The organism is Mesorhizobium sp. XAP4, assembly GCF_029269325.1.
GTDB classification, from domain to species: domain Bacteria; phylum Pseudomonadota; class Alphaproteobacteria; order Rhizobiales; family Rhizobiaceae; genus Mesorhizobium; species Mesorhizobium ciceri.
Map to the genome: position 1 here is coordinate 507,674 of NZ_JARIXW010000002.1, position 25,638 is coordinate 533,311.

The following is a 25,638-nucleotide window of genomic DNA, read 5'->3' on the forward strand; positions in this document are numbered from 1 at the left end:
GCAACACCCTGACGGCCCGCTAACCGGGCGGCCAAGACTTACCGGTGCGCCCTGCGATTCGCCAGTGCGCTTTATCATCGCGGAACCATGCTGACGCTTTTCCACCATCCCATGTTCGCCACCTGTCGCTTCGTCCGCCTCGCTTTCGGCGAGTATGGCGAGGAGCTGGCCCTGATCGAGGAAAAGCCGTGGACCCGGCGCAAGGAGTTCCTGGCGCTGAACCCGGCCGGCACGCTGCCGATCCTGCTGGCCGAAGGCGACGTGCCGATCGTCGGCGCGACGGTCATATCGGAATATCTCGATGAAACGCGCGGCGTGCTGAAGCGCGACAAGCGGCTGTTCGCCGAGGACCCGATGCAGCGCGCCGAAATCCGCCGGCTCATCGACTGGTATCTCAACAAGGCTGAAAGCGAAGTCACCCGCCATCTGGTGCGTGAGCGCGTGCTGAAGCCGGTCATGCCGGAAATGGCGGGCGGCGGCTCGCCCGACTCGGGCGCGATCCGTGCGGCGCGCGCCAACATCCGCCAGCACATGAAATACACCAACTGGCTGGCCGGCACCCGCCATTGGCTGGCCGGCTCGAGGGTCACCTATGCCGATCTCGCGGCCGCGGCGACGCTGTCGGTGCTCGATTATCTCGGCGAGATCGACTGGCGCGAGCACAGCGCTGCACGCGAATGGTACACGCGGGTCAAGTCGCGGCCTTCCTTCCGGCCGCTTTTGACCGACCGGGTGCGCGGCCTGTCACCGGTGTCGCATTATGCGGACCTCGACTTCTGACGCCGCAAAACTGCGCGCGCTGATCGACGCGGAGGCGCAGCGCGCCGGCTTCGATGCCGTCGCCGTCACCTCCCCCGATGCGATCCCGCTGGCGCCGGCGCGCCTGGCCGAATTCGTCGCCGACGGCTTTCACGGCTCGATGGACTGGATCGCCGAGACGCTGCAACGCCGCAGTGAACCAACGGCCCTCTGGCCGCAGGTACGCTCGATCGTCGTGCTGGCGATGAACTACGGCCCCGACCATGATCTTCGCGAAGTGCTGGCCAAGCGCGACCGCGGCGCGATCTCGGTCTATGCGCAAAACCGCGACTATCACGATGTGATGAAAGGCCGGCTGAAGGAGATCGCCGGCAAGCTCGTTGCCCGCGCCGGCGGTGACGTGAAGGTGTTCGTCGACACCGCACCTGTCATGGAAAAGCCGCTGGCCGAAGCCGCCGGGCTTGGCTGGCAAGGCAAACACACCAATCTGGTCAGCCGCGAGCACGGCTCCTGGCTGTTCCTCGGCACCATCTTCACCACCGCCGAACTCGTGCCCGACCGCGCCGAAATCGACCATTGCGGCTCCTGCCGCGCCTGCCTCGACGCGTGCCCGACCGATGCTTTTCCGGCGCCCTACCGGCTCGATGCGCGGCGCTGCATTTCCTATCTCACCATCGAGAACAAGGGGCCGATCCCGCACGAATTCCGCGAAAAGATCGGCAACCGCATCTATGGCTGCGATGACTGTTTAGCCGCCTGCCCGTGGAACAAATTCGCCCGGGCGGCTTCGGAAGCAAAACTCGCCGCGCGCGATGATCTGCGCGAACCACCGCTCGCCGACCTTTTGGGTCTCGATGACGCGGCCTTCCGCGCTCTCTTCTCCGGTTCGCCGATAAAACGCATCGGCCGCGATCGGTTCATCCGCAACGTGCTGATCGCCGCCGGCAATTCCGGCGAAGCGTCGCTGTCCGGCGCGGTGCTTGCGCTGCTCGGCGATCCGTCCCCGCTGGTGCGGGGCGCGGCAATTTGGGCGCTGGCGCGGCTGGTGCCCAACGCCGAATATTCAGAAAGGGCAGCCATCGGCCTGAAAACCGAGAGCGACGAAGCCGTGCGCGACGAATGGCGTCTGGCGCGGCCAACCAGGGCGAATGCATGAGCGAAAAGCAGATATTCATCTTCGGCGCCGGCTATTCGGGCAGGGCTTTTGCTCGGGCCAACAAAGGCGCCGCGACGATCTTCGGCACGACACGCTCGCCGGAAAAATTCGAGACGCTACGGCAGGCCGGCATCGCCCCGCTGTTGTTCGACGGTGCGCTGACGGATGAGATTGGCGATGCATTGCGGAAAACAACGCATCTGCTGATTTCGGTCGCCCCGGAGGAGGCCGGCGATCCCGTGCTGGGTGCCGCCCGAGAGGCAATCGCTCAAATGCCTTTGCTGGAATGGATCGGCTATCTCTCTACGGTCGGGGTTTACGGCAATTATGACGGCGCATGGGTCGATGAAACGGCTGAATGCCGGCCGGTGTCGAAGCGTTCGATGATGCGGGTGGCGGCAGAGCAGGACTGGCTGGAGCTGGGCCGCGAGATTCGCCGGCCGGTGGCGATCCTGCGACTCTCCGGCATTTACGGGCCGGGCCGCAATGCCCTGGTCAATCTGGAAAACGGCAGCGCAAGGCGGCTGGTCAAGCCCGACCAAGTGTTCAACCGCATTCATTGCGACGACATTGCAGGCTCCCTGTGGCAGCTCATCCAAGGCAATAAAGGCGGCATCTTCAACGTCACCGACGATCTGCCGGCGGCGCCGCAGGACGTCGTCGCCTATGCCGCATCATTGATGGGCATCGAACCGCCGCCCGAGATTCCTTTCGACGCCGCCCAACTTTCGCCCATGGCGCGGTCCTTCTATGGCGAGAACAAGCGCGTCGGCAACGCGGCGATCAAGGCGGCGGGCTATTCCCTGCGCTTTCCGGACTACCGCGCCGCCTTCGACCATATGTGGGCGAGCGACGACTGGCGCGACGGCGAGGCGCGCAGCCCGATGAAGCGCTAAAAGCAATTCCAGGAAAAGTGTGACACGGTTCTCCGTCCGGGATTGCGTCAAAACAGAGATAGAGCGGTTCACCGTTTCGGTGAACCGCTCTGTCGATCGAAGCGTTCCGCGTTGCATGCTATGATTCGGCCTGGTGGGGATCCGGTTTCATGAAAACACCGATACAGCCATCTCTCGGCAAAAAATTCAGGCTGGCGGCCGCTCTCGGCCTGTTCGTCCTTACCGGTCTAGCCGTACGGCCGGCCGCGGCCGAGGAACGGGCAAAAGACCTGTTCGGCGCCAAGAAACTGCCAGCCGCGAGCGCGGCGCAATCGATCGGCTTCTATTCCAAGGGCTGTTTTGCCGGCGGCGTCGCCATTCCCATGGACGGTCCGACCTGGGAGGTGATGCGGCCGTCCCGCAACCGTCGCTGGGGCCATCCGGCTATGATCGCGGTGATCGAGAAATTGTCGCGCGATGCGGCAGCCGACGGTTGGCCGGGCCTGCTGATCGGCGACATTTCGCAGCCGCGCGGCGGCCCGATGCTGACCGGGCATGCCTCGCACCAGATCGGGCTCGACGCCGACATCTGGCTGACGCCGATGCCCAGCCGCCCGCTGTCGATGGCGCAGCGCGAATCGATGAGCGCCACCTTGATGGTCGATGAGAAGACCCATCTGGTGAAGGACGCGCTGTGGACGCCGGCGCACACAAGGCTTCTGAAGCGGGCGGCGAGCTACAGCCAGGTCGAGCGCATCCTGGTCAATCCGGGCATCAAGAAGAAACTCTGCGACACCGTCAGGGGCGACCGCGGCTGGCTGCGCAAGATCCGGCCGTTTTGGGGCCACGACTATCATTTTCACATGCGCATCGGCTGTCAGCCGGGATCCCCCGGCTGCAAGGCGCAGGAAGCGACGCCGGACGATGACGGTTGCGGCAAGCCATTGGCCTGGTGGTTCACGCAGGAGCCGTGGCGGCCCAACAAGAACCCGGATGCCCCCAAGGCACGCGACCTGATGACGATGGCGAACCTGCCGAGCGAATGCCGCGCCGTGCTCGACGCGCCGGGGCCGGCCTCGGCCGAGGCGGCGACCTATCATGGCGGCGGCGTGCCGGTCGCGGCTGCCGCACCCGAACCCGAAGCGCCGTCATTGTCCGCCACGCCGGCCGCCGCCGGCTTGCCAAGTACGGTGAACGCCTTCACGGCGACCCCCGAGACCGGCGTGCCGCTGCCGCGACCGCGGCCGCCAGGAAACTGACGGTCACGGCCCAATCGGTTCGGGGCCTTATTTTTGCGAAACCGTGTCGGTTTGGCCGCACAGCCGGCCTCAGCGCGCCGCCGGGGTCGAAAACCGTTTCCCTTTTCAAACCCATGCGCTAGTCAACGGAAGAACGGCTAGATGCCGTCGGTGGCGCCGGAGACGGACGAGAGCATGCCAGGCACAGGCGACGACGATACTTTGTTGCGGTTTCCGATCCTTATCGGCGACATCGGCGGCACCAATGCGCGCTTTTCGATCGTGCTCGACGCCAATTCCGAGGCAGGCGAGCCGACCATCGTCCAGACGGCGAACTACAACACCATCGACGAGGCGATCCAGGCGGCCGTGCTCGATCGCTCGTCGGTGCGTCCCAATTCGGCGGTGCTGGCGGTGGCCGGTCCGGTCGACGGCGACGAGATCGAACTGACCAACTGCCCCTGGATCGTCAAGCCGAGAAAAATGTTCGCCAGCCTCGGCCTGAGCGACATCGTCGTGCTCAACGATTTCGAGGCGCAGGCGCTGGCCGTCGTCGCGCTCGGCGAGGAGCACATGGAAAAGATCGGCGGCGGCACGCCGGAGCCCAATGCCGGCCGCGTCGTGCTCGGCCCCGGAACCGGGCTCGGCGTCGCCGGGCTGGTCCATGCGCTGCACCACTGGATACCGGTGCCCGGCGAGGGCGGCCATATGGACATCGGTCCGCGCTCGGCCCGCGATTTCGAGGTTTTTCCGCATATCGAGAAGCTGGAGGGCCGCATTTCGGGCGAGCAGATCCTGTGCGGACGCGGTCTGGTCAATGTCTATCGGGCGGTTGCCAAGGCGGACGGCAAGCCGTCGCCCTTCACCACGCCGGCCGAGATCACTGCCGCGGCACTTGCGAAAACCGATCCGGTTGCCGAGGAAGCGCTGGAGACCTTCGTCACCTGCCTTGGGCGCACGGCAGGCGACCTTGCTCTGGTGTTCATGAGCCGCGGCGGCGTGTTTCTCACCGGTGGCATCGCGCAGAAGATCGTGCCGGCGCTGAAAGCCGGCAATTTCCGTGCCGCTTTCGAGGACAAGGCGCCGCACAGCGCGATGATGCGCACCATGCCGGTGTATGTCATTACCCATCCGCTGGCCGCACTTCTGGGCCTTGCCGCCTATGCCAGGAACCCCTCGCTGTTCGGTGTCCAGACTTCGGGCCGGCGCTGGCGCGACGAAGTTAGTCACCCCGAGGCATAGGCAAGCTGGCTGCTTGGCGTTAAGAGGGGTGCCAAATTGCCCGGCCGCGGGAAGCGGAAATCTACGAAGCGCTCCAATTTGACATTTCAGCCCCCCAATTTGTCGAAACCCCGTGCGGGAGAGATCGTGGCGGTCATCCGCCGTATCCTCCAGGAAAATGGCCGCGACTATCGGGGCGCGTATGTTTTCACCATCCTCTGCCTGCTGACCGTGTCGGCGACGACGGCGCTTGCCGCCTGGATCATGAGCCCGGTCGTCAACCAGATCTTCTACGAACGACGCGGCGACCTGATCCCATGGATCTGCGCCGCACTGCTCGGTGCCTTCATCCTGCGCGGCCTTGCCGGCTACGGCCAGGCGGTGACGATGGCCAGGATCGGCAACAATCTGGTGGCGCGCTATCAGCAGCGCATCTTCAACCATCTGATGAAGCTTGGCGTCTCCTTCTTCAACGACACAAGGTCCGGGCGGCTGGCCGCGCAGGTCAACGAGAACGTCAACGGCATTCGCGACCTGTTGTCGATGACGGTGACCTCGACCGCGCGTGATGCCGTCTCGCTGGTCGGCCTGGTCGGCGTGATGATCTATCAGGATCCGATACTCTCCTTGAGTTCGCTGCTGATCGGGCCGCCGCTGATCTGGACCGTCACCTATCTAATGCGCCGGGTGCGCCGCATCACGCGCGAATCGGTGCAGATCAACTCTCGGCTGATCGGCGCCATGCAGGAAGCCACGCAAGGCATCGCCATCGTCAAGGCCTTCACCATGGAGGACGAGCTGTCGCGCCGGATCAGCCAGCTCGCCGAGGATGCCGAGCAGCGGTCGAACAAGATCGCTCGCGTCTCCGAGCGGCTGACGCCGGTTTCCGAACTGCTGGCCGGCATCGCCTTCGCCAGCGTCATCGCCTATTCCGGCTACCGGGCCACCGTTCTCGGCCAGCCGCCGGGCGCGGTGTTTTCCTTCATCACCGCGCTGACGCTCGCCTATGATCCGGCCCGCCGTCTGGCGCGCATGCAGGTCGGCATGGAACGCGCGCTGGTCAATGCGCGCATGATCTACGAGCTTCTCGACATCGAGCCGCAGCAGAGCGACGCCCAAGGCGCCGCCGAGGCGAAATTCACCTCCGGCGAAGTGCGTTTCAACAACGTCTCCTTCCGCTATGTCGAGGAGGCTCCGGTGCTGCAGGATCTGAGTTTCGTCGCCGCGGCCGGCAAGGTGACGGCAATCGTCGGCGCTTCGGGCGCCGGCAAGACGACATTGGTGGCGCTGCTGCAGCGCTTCTACGATGTCGAGGCGGGGTCGATCGAGATCGACGGCCAGGACATCTCGAAGGTCACCAAACAGTCGCTGCGCGGTTCCATCGCCTATGTCTCGCAGCAGCCCTATCTGTTCGAAGGCACCATCCGCGACAACATCCGCTACGGCCGGCTGAGCGCCACCGATGCCGAGATCGAACAGGCCGCGGGCCAAGCCGCGGCCGACGACTTCATCCGCCAGCAGCCGCAGGGCTACGACACGCCAGTCGGCGAGAACGGCGTGACGCTGTCCGGCGGCCAGCGCCAGCGCGTCTCGATCGCGCGGGCCATCGTGCGGCAGGCACCGATCCTTTTGCTCGACGAAGCGACATCGGCGCTCGACAACGAGGCCGAGGCTCGCGTCCAGCAGGCGCTGACAAAGGTCATGGAAGGCCGCACCACCATCGTCATCGCGCACCGGCTGTCGACGGTGGTCAATGCCGACCACATCATCGTCATGGAACAGGGACGGCTGGTCGAGGAAGGCACGCACGCCTCGCTGATGGCCGATCCGCACAGCGTCTATGCCCGCTTCCACCGCATCCAGGGCGTCAAGGGTCTGGGGCTTGTCGACGACAGCGCGCCGATCCGGACTTCGGCGCAACGCCTGTCACAAGGCATCGACACGCAGAGCATCGCCGGGAGCACGACATGAGCGCCACGCCCGCAACCGACGGACCGGCAAATGATATGGGCCTGGTGGTGGTGGGCGCCGCCGGCCGCATGGGCCAGACGCTGATCCGCGCCATTCACTCTATATCAGGCGCGCGGGTCATCGGCGCGGTCGAGCGGGCGGATTCGCCGCATCTGGGCAAGGATGCCGGCGAGCTGGCCGGCATCGGCATCATCAACGTGCCGATCAGCGACGATCCGCTGCCGGTGTTCGCCAAGGCCGACGGTGTGCTCGATTTCACCACGCCTGCTTCGACGGTCGAATTCGCCGGCTACGCGGCGCAGGCGCGCATCGTCCATGTCATCGGCACGACCGGCTGTTCGGCCGATGACAATGCCAGGATCGCTGCGGCGGCGCGCCATGCGACGATCGTCAAGTCGGGCAATATGAGCCTCGGCGTCAATCTGCTGGCGGTGCTGGTCGAGCAGGCGGCGCGCGCGCTCGATGCCGACGATTTCGACATCGAGATCCTCGAAATGCACCACAAGCACAAGGTCGACGCGCCTTCGGGCACGGCGCTGCTGCTGGGTGAAGCCGCCGCCGGCGGGCGTGGTATCGAGCTCTCAGGCAACGACGTGCGCGTCCGCGACGGCCACACCGGGGTGCGCAAGACGGGCTCGATCGGCTTTGCCACGTTGCGCGGCGGCTCTGTCGTCGGCGACCACAGCGTGATGCTGGCCGGCACCGGCGAGCGCATCACCCTGTCGCACCACGCCGAGGACCGCGCCATCTTCGCTCGGGGCGCCGTCAAGGCGGCGCTTTGGGCGCGCGGCAAGAAGCCGGGACTGTATTCGATGCGGGACGTGCTCGGCCTCAGCTGAGCCGGCCTGATCCATAAACCTGAAGGAGCAAACATGTCGCGAACCCTCGTGCTCGTGCGCCACGGCCAGAGCGAATGGAATTTGAAGAACCTGTTCACCGGCTGGCGCGACGTCGACCTGACCGAACAGGGCCACGCCGAGGCCAAGGCCGCCGGGCAAAAGCTCAAGGCGCGCGGCCTGAAATTCGACATCGCCTTCACCTCGGCGCTGATCCGGGCGCAAAAGACATGCCAGCACATCCTCGACGCGGTTGGCCAGGGCGACCTGAAGACCATCCGCGACCAGGCGCTCAATGAGCGCGACTATGGCGACCTCTCCGGCCTCAACAAGGACGACGCCCGCAAGAAATGGGGCGAGGAGCAGGTGCATGTCTGGCGCCGCTCCTACGACGTGCCGCCGCCTGCCGGCGAAAGCCTGAAGGAGACCGGCGCCCGCGTCTGGCCCTATTACCTGCACGATTTGCAGCCGCACGTGCTTCGCGGCGGCACCGTGCTGGTCGCCGCGCATGGCAACTCCCTGCGCGCGCTGATCATGGCGCTCGACGGCAAGTCGGGTGAGGAGATCGTCAAGCTGGAACTCGGCACCGGCGTGCCGGTCATCTACCAGCTCAACGCCGATTCCACCGTCGCTTCCAAGGAAGTGCTGGACGACTGAACCGGCGAACGGAGTACCTGCGAAAAAAGCGCGTTGACACACATCGCTTGCCCGCTTACATGAGCCCGCACCAGCCCAGATGGCGGAATTGGTAGACGCGCACGGTTCAGGTCCGTGTTCCGCAAGGAGTGGAGGTTCGAGTCCTCTTCTGGGCACCAAATTCCCGTTTCGAGCCACTCGACGGTTCAGAAACTTAGAGAAAAAGCCCGGTTCGTCCGGGCTTTTTCTTTTCAGCCAACCTCCCCTTCCGGCCAGTCCCCTCACAAACCGCTTCAAACTCCGCGGCCGCTTCGCTACGCTCAAAACCATGGCTCAATCCACCAACCCGATCTTCGGTGCCCGCCGCGACCAGGCGTTCCCCACGCTGGCCGAGGTGGACATCGACCGCATGCGCCGGTTCGGCGAGGCCAGCGCCTATGCAGCCGGCGAGCACATCATCGAAGCCGGCGATGTGGCGCCCGGCCTGATCGTCGTGCTGTCGGGTAGCGTGGACATCACCCAGGACGGCGGGCTCGGCCGGCGCGAGACGATCGTCACGCACGGCCCGGGCAGCTTTGTCGGTGAGCTGGCGCAGCTTTCGGCCAGTCCCTCGCTGGTGAATGCGCAGGCCGCCGAGCCGGTGGAGGCGTTCGTCATCGCCTCGCAGCGGCTGCGCGACCTGATGGTGCAGGAGGCCAATCTCGGCGAGCGCATCATGCGGGCGCTGATCCTGCGCCGCGTCGGGCTTTTGGAGAGCGCCACCAGCGGGCCGATCATCATCGGACCCCAGGACAATGCCGACGTGTTGCGGCTGCAGGGTTTTCTGGCGCGCAGCGGCCAGCCGCACCGCGTGCTCGATTCCGACAGCGATCCCTGCGCCAAAACCCTGGTCGAACGCTTCGAGGTCGATCCGCACCACCTGCCGATCGTGCTCTGTCCAAACGGCAGGCTGCTGATGAACCCCGGCGAAAAGGACCTCGCCCGCTGCGTCGGCCTGTTGCGCCCGATCGATGCCGATACGGTGTATGACGTGGCCATCGTCGGCGCCGGCCCGGCAGGGCTGGCGGCGGCGGTCTATGCGGCATCCGAAGGGCTGTCGACGATCGTGCTCGATTGCCGTGCCTTCGGCGGACAGGCCGGCGCCTCCTCGCGCATCGAGAACTATCTCGGTTTCCCGACCGGCATCACCGGCATGGCGCTGATGGCGCGCGCCTACAACCAGGCGCAGAAGTTCGGCGTTGAAATGGTCATCCCGGACGAGGCGAAACTTTTGAGCGCGGCCACCGACACATCAGGCGCCCGCTATCTGCTCGATGTCGGTGACGGCGAGACCGTGCGCACGCGCAGCGTGGTGATCGCCAGCGGCGCGCGCTATCGCCGCCTCGACATCGCCAATCTTGCGCGGTTCGAGGGGACGTCCGTGCACTATTGGGCGTCGCCCATAGAAGGGCGGCTTTGCGCCGGCCAGGAAGTGGCGCTGGTCGGCGCCGGCAATTCGGCGGGCCAAGCGGCGGTTTACCTCGCCAGCCATGCGCGGAAAGTGGCGCTGCTGGCGCGTGGTGGCAGCCTCGAAGCCTCGATGTCGCGCTATCTGGTCGAGCGCATCAGGGCGCAGCCGAATATCGAAGTGCTGACCGGGACCGAAATCGAGGCGCTGGAGGGCGAAGAGGGCAATCTTGCCATGGTGCGCTGGCGCAACCGCGCCAGCGGCGCGGAAACGACGCGCCCGATCCGCCATCTCTTTCTCTTCATCGGCGCCGATCCGAACACCGATTGGCTGGCCAACTGCGATGTCGCGCTGGACGCCAGGGGTTTCGTGCGCACCGGATCGGACATAGGATCGGCGCAGATGGAGACGAGCCGCAGCGGCGTGTTCGCCATAGGCGATGTCCGCGCCGGTTCGGTCAAACGGGTCGCGGCGGCTGTCGGCGAAGGCGCCCAGGTGGTCGCGGCTCTGCATGCCTACCTCGCGCGCGGCAACGCCGACACATTTCAAATGGCCGGGAGACCATGATGGATGAATGCAGACATACGCGCGACATCAGGAAGGTCACGCCGAGCGCGCTCGGCTGCGAGGAATGCCTGAAGAGCGGGTCGCAATGGGTGCATCTGCGGCTGTGCCGTACCTGCGGCCATGTCGGCTGCTGCGACGACTCGCCCAACCGCCACGCCACCAAGCATTTCCACGCCACCAAGCATCCGATCATCGAGGGCTACGATCCACCCGAAGGCTGGGCATGGTGCTATGTCGACGAGGTGTTTGTCGACCTCGGCGACGATGTGACCCCGCAGAACGGTCCGATCCCGCGCTTTGTTTGAGCGCCCTGGAGACGCCGAAGAAGAGCCCGGTTCGCCCGGGCTTTTCTTTGTCCAGCATTACGCGCTCGATGCCCGACTGTCCGCAAACTGACAGCTTACCCGTTCCAGTGTCCTGCCAGCTCACGATCATCCGAGCCCGACAAAGCTTTGACATGATCGCGGCTAGTTTAGAAATATTCAAAACTGGAAGGCTCGCATGCACCCCACCTATACAAGCGCACAAAAAGCCATTCACTGGGCGGTGTTTCTGCTGGTCATCGGCCTTTATGGCTTGACCTATGTGGAAGAACTTTTTCCGCGCGGCGATCCCGGCCGCGCGCTCGTCTGGTGGTTCCATATTTCGTTCGGGCTGCTGTTGTTTGCGCTGGTCGTCATCCGCGTCGGCCTGCGCCTGATACTGGGAACGCCAGGGCTGCCGACGGAAATGTCGGAGCTTGAACGATGGGCGGCCAAGATCGCGCATCTGCTGCTCTATGCGCTGCTGGTGACCATTCCGGCTCTCGGCATCCTGCTGACTTGGTACAGGGGCGACGCCTTGAGCTTCTTCGGCCTCTTCACCATCCCGGCCCCGGTATCGCCCGACCGCGACACGGCCCGGTTCATCAGGGAACTGCACAGCCTGTGCGCCAATTTGATCCTCATCCTCGCCGGAGTGCACGCGGCCGCGGCGCTATGGCATCATTTCATCCGCAAGGACGACGTGCTCAAGCGAATGCTGCCGGAAAGCACGCTCTCCTGGAGCAAGTCCGGGAAAGTGTGAAGTGGTTTCCCAGGAAAAGCGCATAGCGCCTTCCCTCGTTGATCGGGAGGGCCTTTCCCTCGACCTTCTTTTTCTTCAGAAGGCGCTCTCCCCGAGAGGGCTAACGCCGACCGATAGCGCCTACCGCACGGAGCCGGTGACGGTCGGGTCGATCATGCTGGGAACCGACTTGCGTTCGTTTCCGGCAAGCGCCGCTATGATCAGCAGGCTGGCAACCACCGGGACAAACAGGATGGCAACGCGAGCCTGCACGTAAAATATGGCGCGCCATTCATTGCGCTTGTCGGGGCTGTTGCTCATCATACTCACTTTGTCGGCCCCCCGGGCCGTGACATAGAAGCTAACGGTTAAACAACTCCTTCCGACTTCGTTAACCCGGCGGATTTGAGGCGAAATTCCCACGCGATCCCCAAGATGGCGATCCAGGCTTCAGTTGAGCCCGATGCGGCTGGCGCCCTGCCGGAACAGCGCTACGGCATCCGGTTCGAAGCGGAAGGTGCCGATGAAATCGTCGGCGCAATAGTCCGGCCTTGTCTTGCGGATGGCGGCGGCGAAGCCGCGCGCCTCGTCGAGCCGTCCGGCCAGCGCCAGGCAGTGCGCGGCGATCGCCAGTATGATGGCGTGGGCGTTGGGCCGCGCCGCCGCCTTCAGCGCCCATTCGGCCGCCTCCTCGAACTGGCCGAGCCGGACATGCGCCATGGCGCGTGCGCCCAGCATGCCGAACAGCAGCGGGTCGAACGGGCTGAGATGGCGCGAATGATCGGAAGAGCCTATCGCCGCTCGCGGGTCGCCCGACTGCGAATGCACGAAGGACAAAGCGTAGTGGCCGAGCGCGAAGTTGGGGCTGAGATCGACCGCCCGCTCGAGTTCGAGCAGCGAGCCGTCCTGCTCGCCGCGCAGCCACAGCGCCCGGCCCATCGCCCAATGCGCGGCCGGATTGTGGTCGTCGACCAGCAGGCTGTGGCCGGCGCTCTCGAACGCCAGCGCGCTTTCGCGGTCGCGGTCGCCCCAGCGCTGGAAGGCGTTCTGCCAGTGGGTGAAGGACAGGCCGGCATAGGCACGGGCGAAGGTCGGGTCGAGCTGCAAGGCCTGCGCAAAAAAATGCCGCGCCTGCTCGTTTTCGGCCTGGGTGAAGCGGTACATGTGCCAGAGGCCGCGATGGTAGGCCTCCCAGGCGTTGAGCGAGCTGGGCGCCTTCAGCATGGCGCGGTTGCGCTCGACCGTTTCGATCTCGGCCGAGATCGAGGAGACGATGCTGTTGCCGATGTCGTCGAGCACGGAAAAGATGTCATCGGGCCTGCGCTCGAAGGTCTCGGCCCAGACGATCCTGGCGCTGCGCACCTCGATCAGCTCGACGCTGACGATGAGGCGGCCGGACGGGCTGCGCACCGTGCCGGTGGCGACATAGTCGACATTCAGCCGGCGGCCGGCATCCTCGGGCGCGATGTTCTGTTCTGCCAGCGCAAACACCGATCCGCGCGCGATGACGAAGAAATCCCTGAGCTTGGCCAGGCGGGTGATGATGTCGTGGGTGAAACCGTCGGCCAGTCCGCCGCGCGTGCCGCCGCTCTCCTCGACAAACGGCATCACCGCCAGCGAAGCGTGGCTGGGCTCGACCGGGCCGGGTGCGGTGGGCATGGTGGCCACCAGTGGCGATAGCGTGGACAGGCAGGCCGTTCGAAGCGAGGTGCCCGACTGTCGGTCACGGATCGCCCGCCAGGCCGCGCGAAGCGGTGCGAAATCGAGCTCCTCCGACCGAAACAATCGTTCCGCCGCGGCCAGATGCTCTTCGGCCGCGCCGACCTCGCCGCGCCCGGCCAGATTGGACAGCAACGCCAGATGTCCGCACGTGTCGAACGGCGCCAGTTCCACCCATGTGTCGAGATGGGCGATCGCCTCGTCACTATAAGCCGGCAGGCTCGCGACAAGGCGTTCCAGCACGGCGGCATGGCAAGCGCTGAAGCGGCGGCGCTGCGCGATCAGCCAACTGTTGAAATGCGGGCTGCGCTCGAGCTCCAGCCCGTCGAGGAAATCGCCGGCAAACAGTCCGGCCAGCACGCGCAAGCGCTCGACGTCAAGCGTGCCGATCCCTTGCGCGGCGGCGCGGCTGACCTCCAGCACATCGACCAGGCAATCGTCGAGATCGAGTGCGACCGTATCGCCTTGGGTGGAGACCCGGCGCCGGGCCGGCATGTCAAGCGCGCCGCGCAGCTTGCTCAGGCACCAGCGCAGTTCGCCCCTTGGGTCGTTCGGCACATCCCACAACAACTCGCACAGGCGACTGCGGCTGACCGGATGCGGCGCCAGCGCCAGATAGGCGAGCAGCGCGCGCAGCTTGCGTGACGCGGGCAGGGCAACCGGAGCGCCGTCGCGGGAGATCATCAGCGGTCCGAGCAGGCGCACGGAAAGGACCGGCATGTCGCCGTCCGGCCTCGATCGAGTGGATTCCACGTGCGTTTCCACGCCTGCTCCCACGCTGGCCTGTCGGCCTCTCCTGTATCACCAAACACGACACGGCGCATCCGGCAGCGGATATCAGCGCCGGATACGGGCATTGCCGCTGTGCGGCATGTCAGTCCTAGCGCGGCAAGGTCACCAAACCTCGCCGCCCAACCCGCCGGTTTGTAACCGGCCCGTGAAGACAAAACGCGATGACAATCAAGGAGACCAAGATGTTGCAGCAACAGAAGATCAGAACCACGGCCGGGCGCGGCCGCCTGTTCGACAGCATTCTCGACACCGTCGGCGACACGCCGGTGGTTCGCATCAACAATCTCGGACCGTCCCACGCGACGATCTACGTCAAGGCCGAGTATTTCAATCCCGGCGCCTCGGTGAAGGACCGGCTGGCGCTCAACATCATCGAGGAGGGCGAGCGCAGCGGGGCGCTGAAGCCGGGCCAGACGGTGGTCGAGGCGACCAGCGGCAACACCGGCATTGGCCTCGCCATGGTCTGCGCGCAAAAGGGCTATCCGCTGGTCGTCACGATGGCCGACAGTTTTTCGGTCGAGCGCCGCAAACTGATGCGCATGCTGGGCGCCAAGGTGGTGCTGACGCCGCGCGCCGAAAAAGGTTTCGGCATGTACAAGAAGGCGGTGGAACTGGCCGAGGCCAATGGCTGGTTCCTTGCCCGCCAATTCGAGACGGCCGCCAACGCCGCCATCCACGAGGCAACGACGGCGCGCGAGATCGTCAATGATTTCGCCGGCTCGCGGCTCGATTGCTTCGTCACCGGCTATGGCACCGGTGGCACGGTGGTGGGCGTGGCGCGCGTGCTGCGCCGCGAGCGGCCGGAAACCCGCATCGTGCTCTCCGAGCCGGCCAACGCGCAGCTCATCGGCAGCGGCAAGGTCCAGCAGCGCGGCGTCGATGGTGCTCCCGCCGCCAGCCATCCAGCCTTCGAGCCGCACCCGATCCAGGGCTGGACGCCGGATTTCATCCCCAACGTGCTGCAGGAGGCGATCGACACCAGCCTCTATGACGAGGTGATGCCGATCGCCGGGCCCGAGGGCATCAAATGGGCGAGGGAATTGGCGCGCAAAGAGGGCATCTTCACCGGCATTTCCGGCGGCGCGACCTTCGCCGTGGCGCGGCAGGTCGCTGAGAAGGCGCCGGCTGGCGCGGTGATCCTGTGCATGCTGCCCGACACCGGCGAACGCTACATGTCGACGCCGCTGTTCGACGGCATCGAGGCCGAGATGGATGCCGACGAGACCGCCCTGTCGCGCTCGACGCCCGGCTGCCAGTTCCCGGCGGCTTGACGGGAGATCTGGTATGGACGCCGTGCAAGATAACCTAGGCCTGTTGGCCGAGGAAACGCTCGACCCCCTGGATTGGGCCGATGTGCAGGCCCTGTCGCACCGGGTCATCGACGATGCGGTCGATTACCTCCGCGATGTGCGCGACCGCCCGGTCTGGCGGGAGATGCCGGCCGATGTGAGAGGGGCCTTCTCGGCGCCGCTGCCGCGCTCACCGGCGCCGCTGGATGCGGTCTATTCTGAGGTGTCCCGCACGGTGATGTCCTATCCAATGGGCAACATTCATCCGCGCTTCTGGTCCTGGTATATGGGGTCGAGCAATTTCACCGGTGCGCTCGGCGATTTCCTGGCGGCAATCCAGGGCTCGAACCTCGGCGGCGGCAACCACGCCGCCGGGCTGATGGACAGCCAGGTGGTGAACTGGTGCAAGGAGATGCTGGGCTTTCCCGCTTCTGCCGGCGGCACGCTGGTCAGCGGCGGCTCGATGGCCAACATCATCGGGCTGACCGTGGCGCGCAACGTCAAGGCCGGCATCGACGTGCGCGAGCATGGTGTCGCCGCCATCGAAAAGCCGCTGCGCTTCTACGGCTCGGAGCAGATCCACTCGTGCCACCGCAAGGCGATGGAGGCACTTGGCCTCGGCAACCGGGCACTGCGCCGCATCCCGACCGATGCCGGGCTGCGCATCGATATCGCCGCCTTGCGGGCAGCGATCACAGAGGACCGCGCGGCAGGGTTCAAGCCGGCCTGCGTCATCGGTACGGCGGGCACCGTCAACACCGGGGCGATCGACGATCTGCAGGCGCTTGCGAAGCTGTCACATGAGGAAGGCCTCTGGTTCCATCTCGACGGCTGCATCGGCGCGCTGATCGCCATTGCGCCTGAGAATGCCCATCGCGTCGCCGGCATCGAACGGGCGGATTCGGTCGCGCTCGATCCCCACAAATGGCTGCACGCGCCGTTCGAAGTCGGCTGCGCCCTGGTCAGGGATGCCGCCGCGCATCGCGGGACCTTCGCGGTGACGCCGGAATATCTGGAATCGACGCCGCGCGGCCTCGCTTCCGGCGAATGGCTGCACGACTACGGCCTGCAGACGTCGCGCGGTTTTCGCGCGCTGAAGGTGTGGATGGCGCTGAAGGAGCACGGTGTCGAGAAATTCGGCCGCCTGATCGACCAGAACATTGCCCAGGCCGTCTATCTTGCCGGCTTGATCGAGGCCGCGCCGCGGCTGCAGCTGGCGGCATCGCCGACCGTCAACATCGTCTGCTTCCGCTATCAGCCCGGTCTGACAGGCGAGGCTCTGAAGGCGCTCAACACGGAGATCATGCTGCGGCTGCAGGAACAGGGCATTGCGGCCCTTTCGGACACCACGGTGCATGGCGAGCACTGGTTGCGCGTGGCGATCACCAATCATCGCACACGGCGCGAGGATCTCGACCTGCTGGTGCGTGAAACGGTGCGGCTGGGGCATGAGATCGCGACGCAGGGTTCCGCACCCTTCCTAGTAGCGGGCAGGCATGCGATTCTGCCGCGGTGATTCGGGAGATCCAGGCCGTGACGCTGTTTCGTATGGTTGCACTGGCGGCGCTGGTCTTCACCGCCTCGGCGCAGGCCGCCGACATGGCCTTCTTCGTCAAGAACCTGCGCAAGGAAGCAGTCGCGGTCGAGCTGTTCAGCCGCGACCGCGAGACGGTCTGGCCGGGCAACGACAAGGTGTTCCTGATCGCCCCAGGGTCGCAGAAATCCGTGCCGTTCTCCTGCAATCAGGGCGAACATATCTGCTATGGCGCCTGGGCCGACGGCAATGACAGCCTCTCGGCCGGCGTCGGGCCGGACAATGACCAGCCTTGCGACACCTGCTGCTTCATCTGCGTCGAACACTCGACAGAGACGATCGATCTGGTGCCGTAGAGCGCGGAAGTTTTCGTTGGACCCAAATTAAGTCAGGGATCGGCTCGTCCGGTCCACTTCCGCGATTCAGCGCTGCGTGCGATGGTCGCCACGCGGCCGGGTGGGCCGCTTATTCAGGGGGTTACTCATGTTTCATGCCTATGCGCGCCGCGTGCTGGCCGCGCTGTCTCTCCTCATGCTGCTCGTGCCGGCGGCGCGTGCCGACGATGTCACCTTTGCCATCAAGAACGGCCACCCCAACGCCATGCGCGTCGAACTCTACAGCCAGGACCGCGACTATGTCTGGCCGGGCGATGACAAGGACTTCTACCTCGACGACGGCGAGACCAAGCAGCTGCCGATATCCTGCAACGCCGGGGAATCGATCTGTTACGGCGCCTGGGTCGATGGTGACGAGGGCACCTATTGGGGCGTCGGCCCCGGCAACAAGGAAAAATGCGAGGATTGCTGCTACACCTGCAGCGGCGGCGAGACCGAGGAGATCGAACTGGTCCCCTGACCGGTTTGCCAGCTTGACGGTCTTCGGGCTGGAGCCATAGCCTGTGCAAATACGCAGCGCGCGCCGCCTCGAACTGTTCAGACGCGACGTGCTTCAGGCAAAAGGAGCTCAGCTATGGCCGGCACGGTCGAAAGCGACAAGATCGACGTCGGGTTTTCCGGCAAGCGCTGCATCCATTCGCGCAACTGCGTGCTCGGCGATCCCCACGTCTTCATGCCCAACGCGCCGGGCCAATGGATCCATCCCGAGGCGGCCAGCGTCGAGAAGATCGTGGCCATCGCCGAAAGCTGCCCGTCGGGCGCCATCACCTATGTCAGGAAGGATGGCGGGCCGCAGGAGCAAGCACCGGTGGTCAACACGGTGCGGCTGCGGGAAAACGGCCCGCTGGCGGTACACGCCGAGATCGTTCTCGACGGCGAGACTTCTTATCGTGCCACGCTCTGCCGCTGCGGCGCTTCGGAAAACAAGCCGTTCTGCGACGGCAGCCACAACAAATCCGGTTTTGCCGCCAGCGGCGAGCCGCAGCTGAAGGACACGCCGGCGCTCGAAGCGAGAAATGGTCCGCTGAAAGTGACGCCGACCACCAATGGCCCGCTCAAGCTTGAGGGCAATCTCGAGATCGTCACCGGAACCGGCCATACGGTCGACCGTACGCAACGCGCCTTCCTCTGCCGCTGCGGCCATTCCGCCAACAAGCCGTTCTGCGATGGCACGCACAAGAAAGTGGGGTTTGTCGGGTAGGTTGGCGCTTCGGCCAACGCTGCCAATCTCCGCCTTGGCCCAGCGCTCGCAGCTTTATCGACCGGCCCGCATCGGCTAAAGGCAGGGGCAGACAGACTCCCCAGCCGGACCGCCGCCAAAAATGACACCCAAGACCAAGCCAAAACCGTTGTTCCTCGGGATCGACACCGGCGGCACCTATACCGATGCCGTGTTGTGGTCTGAAACGGAAGGCCCGCAAGAAGGGCCGAACAAGGGCAAGGTGCTGGCCAAGGCCAAGGCGCTGACCACCAGGCATGATCTTGCCGTCGGCATTTCCGGCGCCGTCGACGCGGTGCTGCAGAAGGCCGGAACCGATCCGGCTGATATCAAGCTGGTGTCGATGTCGACGACGCTTGCCACCAACGCGCTCGTCGAGGGCCAGGGCGGCCGCGTCGCGCTGGTGATGATCGGCTTTTCCGAGGGCGATCTCGCCCGCGACGGGCTGAAGGCCGCGCTCGGCACCGATCCGGTGGTTTTTTGTCCGGGCGGCCACGACGTGCATGGCAATGCCGCCAAGCTCGATCTGTCCGGACTGGAAGCGGCGCTGCCGGAACTCGGCGCCTCGGTGTCCGGCTTTGCCGTCTGCGCCTACTTCGCCACCCGCAATCCGGCGCATGAGATCGCCGCCCGCGAGTTGATCCGCGACAAGTCCGGCCTGCCGGTCACATCGAGCCACGAGCTGTCGGCCAAGCTCGGCGGCCCGCGCCGGGCGCTGACCACTTTGCTCAACGCCAGGCTGATCTCGATGATCGACCGGCTGGTGGCAGCGACCGAAGGCTTTCTCGAGGCGCGCAACATCGCAGCACCGCTGATGGTGGTGCGCGGCGATGGCGCGCTGGTTTCAGCCGCTTTTGCCCGCCAGCGACCGATCGAGACCATCCTGTCCGGCCCGGCCGCCAGCCTGGTCGGCGCCCGCCACATGACCGGGCTCGACAATGCTGTGGTGTCCGACATCGGCGGCACCACCACCGACGTCGCCGTGCTCGACGGCGGCCGTCCCAGGCTAGATCCGGAAGGCGCCACCGTCGGCGGCTTCCGCACCATGGTCGAGGCCGTCGCCATGCGCACCTTCGGCCTCGGCGGCGATTCCGAAGTGGCGCTGGAGGATGGCGCGCTCAACCCCAGGATCCTGCTCGGGCCGCGCCGCCTGGTGCCGTTGGCGCTGGCCGGCATGGCGCATGGCGTAGCGGTGATTTCAGAGCTGGAGCGCCATCTGCGGGCACCCAATCCCGGCCGCATGGACGGCCGCTTCGCGGTGCGCACCGGCGTGCCGGACCGGCTCGCCGCCGGCCTGACCGGCGCCGAAGCCAGGCTCTACGAGGCCATCGGTGCCGTGCCGCTCGCCGTCGACAGGCTTTTGACCTCGAATGCGCAGAACGCGACGCTGAACCGGCTGGTGTCGCGCGGGCTGGTGCATGTCGCCGGCTTCACCCCGTCGGACGCCGCCCACGTGCTGGGCAAGCAGGCGAACTGGGATCCCATCGCCGCGCGCCTCGGCGCCGAACTGTTTGCCCGCAAGCGTGACGGCCGTGGCCAGAACATCGCCGCTTCGCCGGAAGCGATCTCGGAACGGGTGCTGGTGACGCTGACGCGCTGGTCGGCCGAATATATCCTCGAGACCGCCTTTGCCGAGGATGGGCTCGATGGCGCCGCGACAGTGGCGCACGCCCTGGTGCAGCGCGCAGTCGACGCGCATCCCGGCATCGCCCGCCTGAGCGTTGCGCTCGACCGCCCGGTCATCGGCCTCGGCGCCTCGGCGCCGCTGCACTATGCCGGCTTGGCCGAGCTGATCGGCAATGACTGCGTGGTGCCCAGGGATACCGATGTCGCCAACGCGCTCGGCGCCGTCGTCGGCCAGGTCAGGGTTTCGGCCGAGGCGCGGGTCAGCCAGCCCATAGAAGGGCTGTTTCGTCTCGCCTCGGGCGAGACCGTACGCGATTTCCTCGACGAGGCAGCGGCGATCGCGGCGGCCGAGGCCGATGTCCGCGCCATCGTCGCGGAGCGCGCCAGGGATGCCGGCACCGACAGCGCCGAGATCGACGTCGCCACCGAATTCCGGGTCTCGACCGTCGAGGCCCAGCGCATGTTCATCGAGGCGCATGTCGTGGCCGTGGCCTCGGGAAGGCCGCGCATTGCGGTTTGAGCGACGCGGCGAAATACGCCACCTTCACCCTAAGCTGAATTGACCCGGCAAACCTGACATGCCAAAGGCCCGCAAAGCCTTTCATCTGGAGTAGCCTGATGACCGACCGCATCGAGATCGCCGGATTGCGGATTGCCCGCGAGCTGCATGAGTTCGTGGCCACGGAAGCGCTGCCGGGCACGGGGATCGAAGCGGACGCCTTCTGGAACGGTTTTTCGGCCATCGTCCATGATCTGGCGCCGAAGAACCGGGCGCTGCTGGCAAAGCGTGACGCCATCCAGGAACAGATAGACGGCTGGTATCGCGATCACGGCGCGCCGGTCGACATGGAGGCCTACAAGGGCTTCCTGAAAGAGATCGGCTACCTCGTTCCCGAAGGCCCGGCCTTCAGCGTGTCGACCGACAATGTCGACCCGGAAATTGCTGATGTTGCCGGACCGCAGCTGGTCGTGCCGGTGATGAATGCGCGCTATGCGCTCAACGCTGCCAATGCGCGCTGGGGTTCGCTCTACGATGCGCTCTACGGCACCGATGCCATCCCCGAAACGGATGGCGCCGAAAAGGGCAAAGCCTTCAATCCGGCACGCGGCGCCAAGGTCGTCGCCTGGACGAAGACCTTTCTCGACGAGGCTGCCCCGCTCACGTCCGGCAAATGGGCCGGCGTCAATGGCCTGTCGCTGGCGCAAGGTGCCTTGCGGCTGAGCGCCGGCGCCGGCTCGACGACGCTGGCCGACCCCAGGCAATTCGTCGGCTATCGCGGCGATGCCGCCAATCCCGATGCCGTGCTGCTTGTGCGCAACGGCCTGCACATCGAGATCGTGATCGACCGCAACAACCAGATCGGCCGCACCGATCCGGCGGGCATCGCCGATGTCATCCTGGAATCGGCGCTGACCACCATCCAGGACTGCGAGGATTCGGTCGCGGCGGTGGATGCGCCAGACAAGGTCGTCGTCTACCGCAACTGGCTCGGCCTGATGAAGGGTGACCTGGCGGAAGAGATCACCAAGGGCGGCAAGAGTTTTGTCCGCAAGCTCAATCCCGACCGCGCCTACACCGCGCCCGCCGGTGGCACGCTGACCGTGCCCGGCCGCTCGCTGATGCTGGTCAGGAATGTCGGCCACCTGATGACCAGCCCGGCGATCCTCGACCGCGACGGCAATGAGGTTCCGGAAGGCATCATGGATGCGGCGATGACGGCGCTGATCGCGCTGCACGATGTCGGGCCGAACGGCCGCCGCGCCAATTCCCGTGCCGGCTCGATGTATGTCGTGAAACCCAAGATGCATGGGCCCGACGAAGTCGCCTTCGCCGTCGAGATCTTCGACCGCGTCGAAGCGCTGCTCGGCATGGCGAAAAATACCATCAAGATGGGCATCATGGACGAGGAGCGGCGCACCACCGTCAACCTCAAGGAGGCAATCCGCGCCGCAAAGGAGCGCGTCGTGTTCATCAACACCGGCTTTCTCGACCGCACCGGCGACGAGATCCACACCTCGATGGAAGCCGGCCCGATGATCCGCAAGGGCGACATGAAGCAGGCCGCCTGGATTTCCGCCTACGAGGCGTGGAATGTCGACATCGGGCTGGAATGCGGCTTGGCCGGCCACGCCCAGATCGGCAAGGGCATGTGGGCGATGCCGGATCTGATGGCTGCGATGCTGGTCGAGAAGATCGCCCACCCCAAGGCCGGCGCCAACACTGCCTGGGTGCCGTCGCCGACGGCGGCCACGCTGCATGCCACGCACTATCACAAGGTCGATGTTCACGCCGTGCAGGCGGCGCTGAAGAACCGGCCCAAGGCCAGGCTCGACGACATCCTGTCGGTGCCCGTCGCGGTGCGGCCGAACTGGTCGCCGGATGATATCCAGAAGGAACTCGACAACAACGCGCAGGGCATTCTTGGCTATGTCGTGCGCTGGATCGACCAGGGCGTCGGCTGCTCGAAAGTGCCTGACATCAACGATGTCGGCCTGATGGAAGACCGCGCCACGCTGCGTATTTCCTCACAGCACATCGCCAACTGGCTGCACCACAAGGTCTGCTCCGAAATCCAGGTGATGGATTCGCTGCGCCGCATGGCGGCCATCGTCGACCTGCAGAATGTCGGCGATCCGCTCTACTACCCGATGGCCGCCGATTTCGACAACTCCATCGCCTTCCAGGCCGCCTGCGACCTGGTGTTCAAGGGCCGCGAACAGCCGAATGGTTATACGGAGCCGGTGTTGCACGCGCGGCGGCTGGAACTGAAGGCGCAGCAGGGCTGAAGAGGCCAGTCCCTGCCGTGAATGGGGCGGCAGGTCTTCGGCCTGACTTCCTCCGGAGGTGAGGCGTCAGGAAGCTGTATGGTCCAGGAGCCGGATGGTGGGATCGCGACGGTGTTCGGAGTTGACCCTATCGACGCCTTCCACCGTAATCGCGATCGTCCCGTTTTCCACTCTTGCTATCCAGCCCTTCGCTTTTAGATACCAGAGATGAAACTCGAGATGCTCTCGCGGACAGTCTGACAGGCGTTCGAGCTCCACATCCCCGATCCCGGGATTGCTGACGTCGTGCCGGCGCTTCGCGTAAAGCAGCGACAGCAGCCTGGCCTGGATCACGACATCCCGCTCGATGCCTTTGCTGTTGCTGGCTTCCTCGGTCAATTCGCGGCGAAGGCCGGCATGGTCCCTATACGCGATGTCGTATTGAGCGCGTTTGACCGGATCCTTGAGCGTGTTGTGGGCTTCCACGATTTCACTGAAGCGGGCTTCATCGCCGGTTTCGCGATTGTCGGGATGATAGCGCATCGCAAAATAGCGAAATATGCGCTCCAGCGTTTCCGAGTTGGCGTTCGGGCTGACTTCCAAAACTTCGTAGTAGTCAACGAACATAGCGGGCTCCCCGACCACAATCATATTCACATTATCTAAATAAGGAATTCCCAATGCGGAGACCAAGACTTTGGTCCGATGCGATGACGTCCACGCCCCGAAGACGGAGAAACGGCCGGCGCCCGGTCGGTGGGGGCCGTTGGGTGGTGAGGACGTCGACCAAGCGGACAATCAGGTCCGCCGCAGTGCGGAGATGGCCGATTCGTCGGATGACGGTTATGGCGTGATTGCGGAAGGTGGCGTGGCAGAGTCGGCTTGTCGGGCGGCGAGTGACCTACGCCGCCTGCGCCACCCGCTCCGAGCTCATGCGATAGGAAATCGCTTCGGCCAGATGGATGCGGCCGACGGTTTCGCTGGCGTCGAGATCGGCCAGTGTCCGCGCCACCTTCAGCACCCGGTGATAGGCGCGCGCCGAAAAGGCGAGCTTTTCGCTGGCGTCCTTGAGCAGCGACAGGCCGGCGGCGTCAGGCATGGCGATCTCCTCGATGACCGAGGGCGCGCAATGCGCGTTGGTGGTGGCGCGGGTGGCGCCGAGCCGCTCGAAACGTTCGCGCTGGATGGTGCGGGCGCGTGCCACGCGCAGCGCCACATCGGCACTTTTCTCCGCCCGGTCGGGCCGGATCAGGTCGCTGGCCGAGACCGCCGGCACTTCGATCCTGAGATCGATGCGGTCGAGCAGCGGGCCCGAAATGCGCGCCTGATAGTCGGTGCGGCAGCGCTCGCCGCGCAGGCAGCGATAACCAGGCTCGCCGGCCATGCCGCAGCGGCACGGGTTCATCGCCGCCACCAGCTGGATACGCGCTGGATAGGTGACGCGATGGTTGGCTCGCGCGATCATGCAGTCGCCGGTCTCCAGCGGCTGGCGCAGCGCATCGAGCGTCTGCGGCGTGAACTCGGGAAACTCGTCGAGGAACAGCACGCCGTGATGGGCCAGCGACACCTCGCCCGGCCGCGCGCGAATGCCGCCGCCGACCATCGCCGCCATCGAGGCCGAGTGGTGCGGAGCGCGGAACGGCCGCCGGTCGGTCAATTTGCCTTCGCCGAGCTCTCCCGCCACCGACGCGATCATCGAGACTTCGAGCAATTCCTTCGGCGCCAGCGGCGGCAGGATCGACGGCAGCCGCTGCGCCAGCATCGATTTGCCCGAGCCCGGCGGGCCGATCATGAGAAGATTATGCCCGCCGGCGGCCGCCACTTCCAGCGCCCGCTTGGCGGTCTCCTGGCCCTTGATGTCGGCGAGGTCGGGCAAATCCAGCGCGGCGGCGTGGATGCCGGCCTCGGGGCGCGACAGCACCTGCGTGCCGCGAAAATGATTGGCGATGGCAATCAGGCTGCGCGGTGCCAGAATGTCGAAATCCTTTCCAGCCCAGGCCGCCTCAGGTCCGCAGGCGAACGGGCAGATCAGGCCTTTGCCCTCGGCATTGGCGGCGATCGCCGCCGGCAAGGCGCCGGCGACCGCGGCAATCGTGCCATCGAGCGACAATTCTCCAAGCACGACATAGCCGGCCAGCATGTCGCCCGGAATGGCGCCAAGCGCAGCCATCAGGCCAAGCGCGATCGGCAGGTCGTAGTGACTGCCTTCCTTCGGCAGGTCGGCCGGCGCCAGATTGACCGTGACTTTCTTCGACGGCATCGACAGGCCGGATGCATGCAGTGCGGCCTGCACCCGCTCGCGGCTTTCGGCCACCGCCTTGTCGCCCAGGCCGACGATGTGCATGTTGACCTTGCCGGGCGCGATCATCACCTGCACGTCGACCGGCACGGCCTCGATGCCCTGGAAAGCGACCGTGCGAACCCGCGCCACCATTTCTTTGCCCCCAGGCCACAACCCACGCGATGGCCAAGAAATGGCCCCACGGGCAGACAATCACAAATCCTCGGTCAAATCAAGAACATTACGGGAACATGTGAGCGCGTGGGT

At 65.5% G+C, this 25,638-nt stretch carries 22 protein-coding genes and 1 tRNA gene; 19 read left to right on the forward strand and 4 right to left on the reverse strand.

The window, feature by feature from the left end:
• Nucleotides 1-87: 87 nt before the first annotated feature.
• The 12 genes from P3C39_RS11405 to P3C39_RS11460 all read left to right on the forward strand — a co-directional run bounded on the left by P3C39_RS11405 (nucleotide 88) and on the right by P3C39_RS11460 (nucleotide 11,771).
• The gene (locus tag P3C39_RS11405) at nucleotides 88-780 is read left to right on the forward strand and encodes a glutathione S-transferase family protein (protein ID WP_275953340.1); all 693 of its coding nucleotides are present in this window, start codon (nucleotides 88-90) and stop codon (nucleotides 778-780) included.
• Nucleotides 761-1,915 (forward strand): tRNA epoxyqueuosine(34) reductase QueG, encoded by a 1,155-nt coding sequence (queG, locus tag P3C39_RS11410; protein ID WP_275953339.1) that lies wholly within the window; start codon nucleotides 761-763, stop codon nucleotides 1,913-1,915. The genes P3C39_RS11405 and queG overlap by 20 nt, the downstream gene beginning before the upstream one ends.
• Nucleotides 1,912-2,811: an SDR family oxidoreductase gene (locus P3C39_RS11415; protein ID WP_013528620.1), complete on the forward strand. Its 900-nt coding sequence runs from the start codon at nucleotides 1,912-1,914 to the stop codon at nucleotides 2,809-2,811. The genes queG and P3C39_RS11415 overlap by 4 nt, the downstream gene beginning before the upstream one ends.
• Nucleotides 2,812-2,960: 149 nt before the next feature.
• Complete coding sequence (gene mepA / locus P3C39_RS11420; protein ID WP_064992720.1) at nucleotides 2,961-4,049, forward strand: penicillin-insensitive murein endopeptidase; 1,089 nt, start codon at nucleotides 2,961-2,963, stop codon at nucleotides 4,047-4,049.
• A gap of 174 nt (nucleotides 4,050-4,223) precedes the next feature.
• Nucleotides 4,224-5,270 (forward strand): glucokinase, encoded by a 1,047-nt coding sequence (locus tag P3C39_RS11425; protein WP_027161200.1) that lies wholly within the window; start codon nucleotides 4,224-4,226, stop codon nucleotides 5,268-5,270.
• A 78-nt stretch (nucleotides 5,271-5,348) separates the two neighbouring features.
• Complete coding sequence (locus P3C39_RS11430) at nucleotides 5,349-7,220, forward strand: ABC transporter ATP-binding protein (protein ID WP_024502175.1); 1,872 nt, start codon at nucleotides 5,349-5,351, stop codon at nucleotides 7,218-7,220.
• Nucleotides 7,217-8,059: a 4-hydroxy-tetrahydrodipicolinate reductase gene (gene dapB, locus P3C39_RS11435; protein WP_275953338.1), complete on the forward strand. Its 843-nt coding sequence runs from the start codon at nucleotides 7,217-7,219 to the stop codon at nucleotides 8,057-8,059. The genes P3C39_RS11430 and dapB overlap by 4 nt, the downstream gene beginning before the upstream one ends.
• Nucleotides 8,060-8,092: 33 nt before the next feature.
• On the forward strand, nucleotides 8,093-8,713 hold the full coding sequence (locus tag P3C39_RS11440; RefSeq protein WP_275953337.1) for a 2,3-bisphosphoglycerate-dependent phosphoglycerate mutase: 621 nt from the start codon (nucleotides 8,093-8,095) through the stop codon (nucleotides 8,711-8,713).
• 73 nt (nucleotides 8,714-8,786) lie between these two features.
• Nucleotides 8,787-8,871 (forward strand) — tRNA-Leu (locus tag P3C39_RS11445).
• A 149-nt stretch (nucleotides 8,872-9,020) separates the two neighbouring features.
• Nucleotides 9,021-10,706 (forward strand): FAD-dependent oxidoreductase, encoded by a 1,686-nt coding sequence (locus tag P3C39_RS11450; protein WP_275953336.1) that lies wholly within the window; start codon nucleotides 9,021-9,023, stop codon nucleotides 10,704-10,706.
• Nucleotides 10,703-11,011, forward strand: a complete 309-nt coding sequence (locus tag P3C39_RS11455) for a UBP-type zinc finger domain-containing protein (protein ID WP_027161196.1) — start codon at nucleotides 10,703-10,705, stop codon at nucleotides 11,009-11,011. Before P3C39_RS11450 ends, P3C39_RS11455 begins: the two co-directional genes overlap by 4 nt.
• A 196-nt stretch (nucleotides 11,012-11,207) precedes the next feature.
• On the forward strand, nucleotides 11,208-11,771 hold the full coding sequence (locus P3C39_RS11460) for a cytochrome b (RefSeq protein ID WP_275953335.1): 564 nt from the start codon (nucleotides 11,208-11,210) through the stop codon (nucleotides 11,769-11,771).
• Between the two features lie 120 nt (nucleotides 11,772-11,891).
• On the opposite strand, the gene P3C39_RS11465 is transcribed toward P3C39_RS11460, so the two are convergent.
• Both P3C39_RS11465 and P3C39_RS11470 read right to left on the reverse strand, forming a co-directional pair.
• A complete protein-coding gene (locus tag P3C39_RS11465) occupies nucleotides 11,892-12,071 on the reverse strand; it encodes a hypothetical protein (RefSeq protein WP_023814179.1) in 180 nt (59 codons plus the stop codon).
• 129 nt (nucleotides 12,072-12,200) lie between these two features.
• On the reverse strand, nucleotides 12,201-14,189 hold the full coding sequence (locus P3C39_RS11470; RefSeq protein WP_013528611.1) for an adenylate cyclase: 1,989 nt from the start codon (nucleotides 14,187-14,189) through the stop codon (nucleotides 12,201-12,203).
• Between the two features lie 254 nt (nucleotides 14,190-14,443).
• Here P3C39_RS11470 and cysK point away from each other — a divergent pair, with 254 nt between their 5' ends.
• The 7 genes from cysK to P3C39_RS11505 all read left to right on the forward strand — a co-directional run bounded on the left by cysK (nucleotide 14,444) and on the right by P3C39_RS11505 (nucleotide 23,111).
• On the forward strand, nucleotides 14,444-15,532 hold the full coding sequence (cysK, locus tag P3C39_RS11475) for a cysteine synthase A (protein ID WP_064993010.1): 1,089 nt from the start codon (nucleotides 14,444-14,446) through the stop codon (nucleotides 15,530-15,532).
• A 13-nt stretch (nucleotides 15,533-15,545) separates the two neighbouring features.
• Nucleotides 15,546-17,066 carry an aspartate aminotransferase family protein gene (locus tag P3C39_RS11480; RefSeq protein ID WP_275953334.1) on the forward strand — a complete coding sequence of 507 codons (1,521 nt, stop codon included), beginning with the start codon at nucleotides 15,546-15,548 and terminating at the stop codon, nucleotides 17,064-17,066.
• A 17-nt stretch (nucleotides 17,067-17,083) separates the two neighbouring features.
• Nucleotides 17,084-17,440 (forward strand): hypothetical protein, encoded by a 357-nt coding sequence (locus P3C39_RS11485; protein ID WP_024502169.1) that lies wholly within the window; start codon nucleotides 17,084-17,086, stop codon nucleotides 17,438-17,440.
• Nucleotides 17,441-17,567: 127 nt separating this feature from the next.
• A complete protein-coding gene (locus P3C39_RS11490; protein WP_064992726.1) occupies nucleotides 17,568-17,939 on the forward strand; it encodes a hypothetical protein in 372 nt (123 codons plus the stop codon).
• A 114-nt stretch (nucleotides 17,940-18,053) separates the two neighbouring features.
• Nucleotides 18,054-18,680, forward strand: a complete 627-nt coding sequence (locus P3C39_RS11495; RefSeq protein WP_275953333.1) for a CDGSH iron-sulfur domain-containing protein — start codon at nucleotides 18,054-18,056, stop codon at nucleotides 18,678-18,680.
• A gap of 121 nt (nucleotides 18,681-18,801) precedes the next feature.
• Entirely contained in the window at nucleotides 18,802-20,844 is a 2,043-nt protein-coding gene (locus P3C39_RS11500; protein ID WP_275953332.1) for a hydantoinase/oxoprolinase family protein, read from the forward strand.
• A gap of 98 nt (nucleotides 20,845-20,942) precedes the next feature.
• Nucleotides 20,943-23,111 (forward strand): malate synthase G, encoded by a 2,169-nt coding sequence (locus P3C39_RS11505; protein WP_275953331.1) that lies wholly within the window; start codon nucleotides 20,943-20,945, stop codon nucleotides 23,109-23,111.
• Between the two features lie 66 nt (nucleotides 23,112-23,177).
• Here the strand turns inward: P3C39_RS11505 and P3C39_RS11510 are convergent, their stop codons facing one another.
• Complete coding sequence (locus P3C39_RS11510) at nucleotides 23,178-23,717, reverse strand: J domain-containing protein (RefSeq protein ID WP_013528603.1); 540 nt, start codon at nucleotides 23,715-23,717, stop codon at nucleotides 23,178-23,180.
• A 274-nt stretch (nucleotides 23,718-23,991) separates the two neighbouring features.
• Nucleotides 23,992-25,524, reverse strand: a complete 1,533-nt coding sequence (locus tag P3C39_RS11515; protein ID WP_275953330.1) for a YifB family Mg chelatase-like AAA ATPase — start codon at nucleotides 25,522-25,524, stop codon at nucleotides 23,992-23,994.
• Between the last annotated feature and the right edge of the window lie 114 nt (nucleotides 25,525-25,638).

Bases quoted from the DNA above. Each gene is read 5' to 3' on its own strand.
- P3C39_RS11480 (WP_275953334.1), top strand. From the start codon at position 15,546: ATGGACGCCGTGCAAGATAACCTAGGCCTGTTGGCCGAGGAAACGCTC.
- P3C39_RS11470 (WP_013528611.1), bottom strand. From the start codon at position 14,189: ATGCCGGTCCTTTCCGTGCGCCTGCTCGGACCGCTGATGATCTCCCGC.
- P3C39_RS11455 (WP_027161196.1), top strand. From the start codon at position 10,703: ATGATGGATGAATGCAGACATACGCGCGACATCAGGAAGGTCACGCCG.
- P3C39_RS11500 (WP_275953332.1), top strand. From the start codon at position 18,802: ATGACACCCAAGACCAAGCCAAAACCGTTGTTCCTCGGGATCGACACC.
- dapB (WP_275953338.1), top strand. From the start codon at position 7,217: ATGAGCGCCACGCCCGCAACCGACGGACCGGCAAATGATATGGGCCTG.
- P3C39_RS11450 (WP_275953336.1), top strand. From the start codon at position 9,021: ATGGCTCAATCCACCAACCCGATCTTCGGTGCCCGCCGCGACCAGGCG.
- P3C39_RS11460 (WP_275953335.1), top strand. From the start codon at position 11,208: ATGCACCCCACCTATACAAGCGCACAAAAAGCCATTCACTGGGCGGTG.
- P3C39_RS11465 (WP_023814179.1), bottom strand. From the start codon at position 12,071: ATGAGCAACAGCCCCGACAAGCGCAATGAATGGCGCGCCATATTTTAC.
- P3C39_RS11405 (WP_275953340.1), top strand. From the start codon at position 88: ATGCTGACGCTTTTCCACCATCCCATGTTCGCCACCTGTCGCTTCGTC.
- P3C39_RS11495 (WP_275953333.1), top strand. From the start codon at position 18,054: ATGGCCGGCACGGTCGAAAGCGACAAGATCGACGTCGGGTTTTCCGGC.
- P3C39_RS11490 (WP_064992726.1), top strand. From the start codon at position 17,568: ATGTTTCATGCCTATGCGCGCCGCGTGCTGGCCGCGCTGTCTCTCCTC.
- P3C39_RS11515 (WP_275953330.1), bottom strand. From the start codon at position 25,524: ATGGTGGCGCGGGTTCGCACGGTCGCTTTCCAGGGCATCGAGGCCGTG.
- P3C39_RS11505 (WP_275953331.1), top strand. From the start codon at position 20,943: ATGACCGACCGCATCGAGATCGCCGGATTGCGGATTGCCCGCGAGCTG.
- queG (WP_275953339.1), top strand. From the start codon at position 761: ATGCGGACCTCGACTTCTGACGCCGCAAAACTGCGCGCGCTGATCGAC.
- P3C39_RS11440 (WP_275953337.1), top strand. From the start codon at position 8,093: ATGTCGCGAACCCTCGTGCTCGTGCGCCACGGCCAGAGCGAATGGAAT.
- mepA (WP_064992720.1), top strand. From the start codon at position 2,961: ATGAAAACACCGATACAGCCATCTCTCGGCAAAAAATTCAGGCTGGCG.
- cysK (WP_064993010.1), top strand. From the start codon at position 14,444: ATGTTGCAGCAACAGAAGATCAGAACCACGGCCGGGCGCGGCCGCCTG.
- P3C39_RS11415 (WP_013528620.1), top strand. From the start codon at position 1,912: ATGAGCGAAAAGCAGATATTCATCTTCGGCGCCGGCTATTCGGGCAGG.
- P3C39_RS11510 (WP_013528603.1), bottom strand. From the start codon at position 23,717: ATGTTCGTTGACTACTACGAAGTTTTGGAAGTCAGCCCGAACGCCAAC.
- P3C39_RS11425 (WP_027161200.1), top strand. From the start codon at position 4,224: ATGCCAGGCACAGGCGACGACGATACTTTGTTGCGGTTTCCGATCCTT.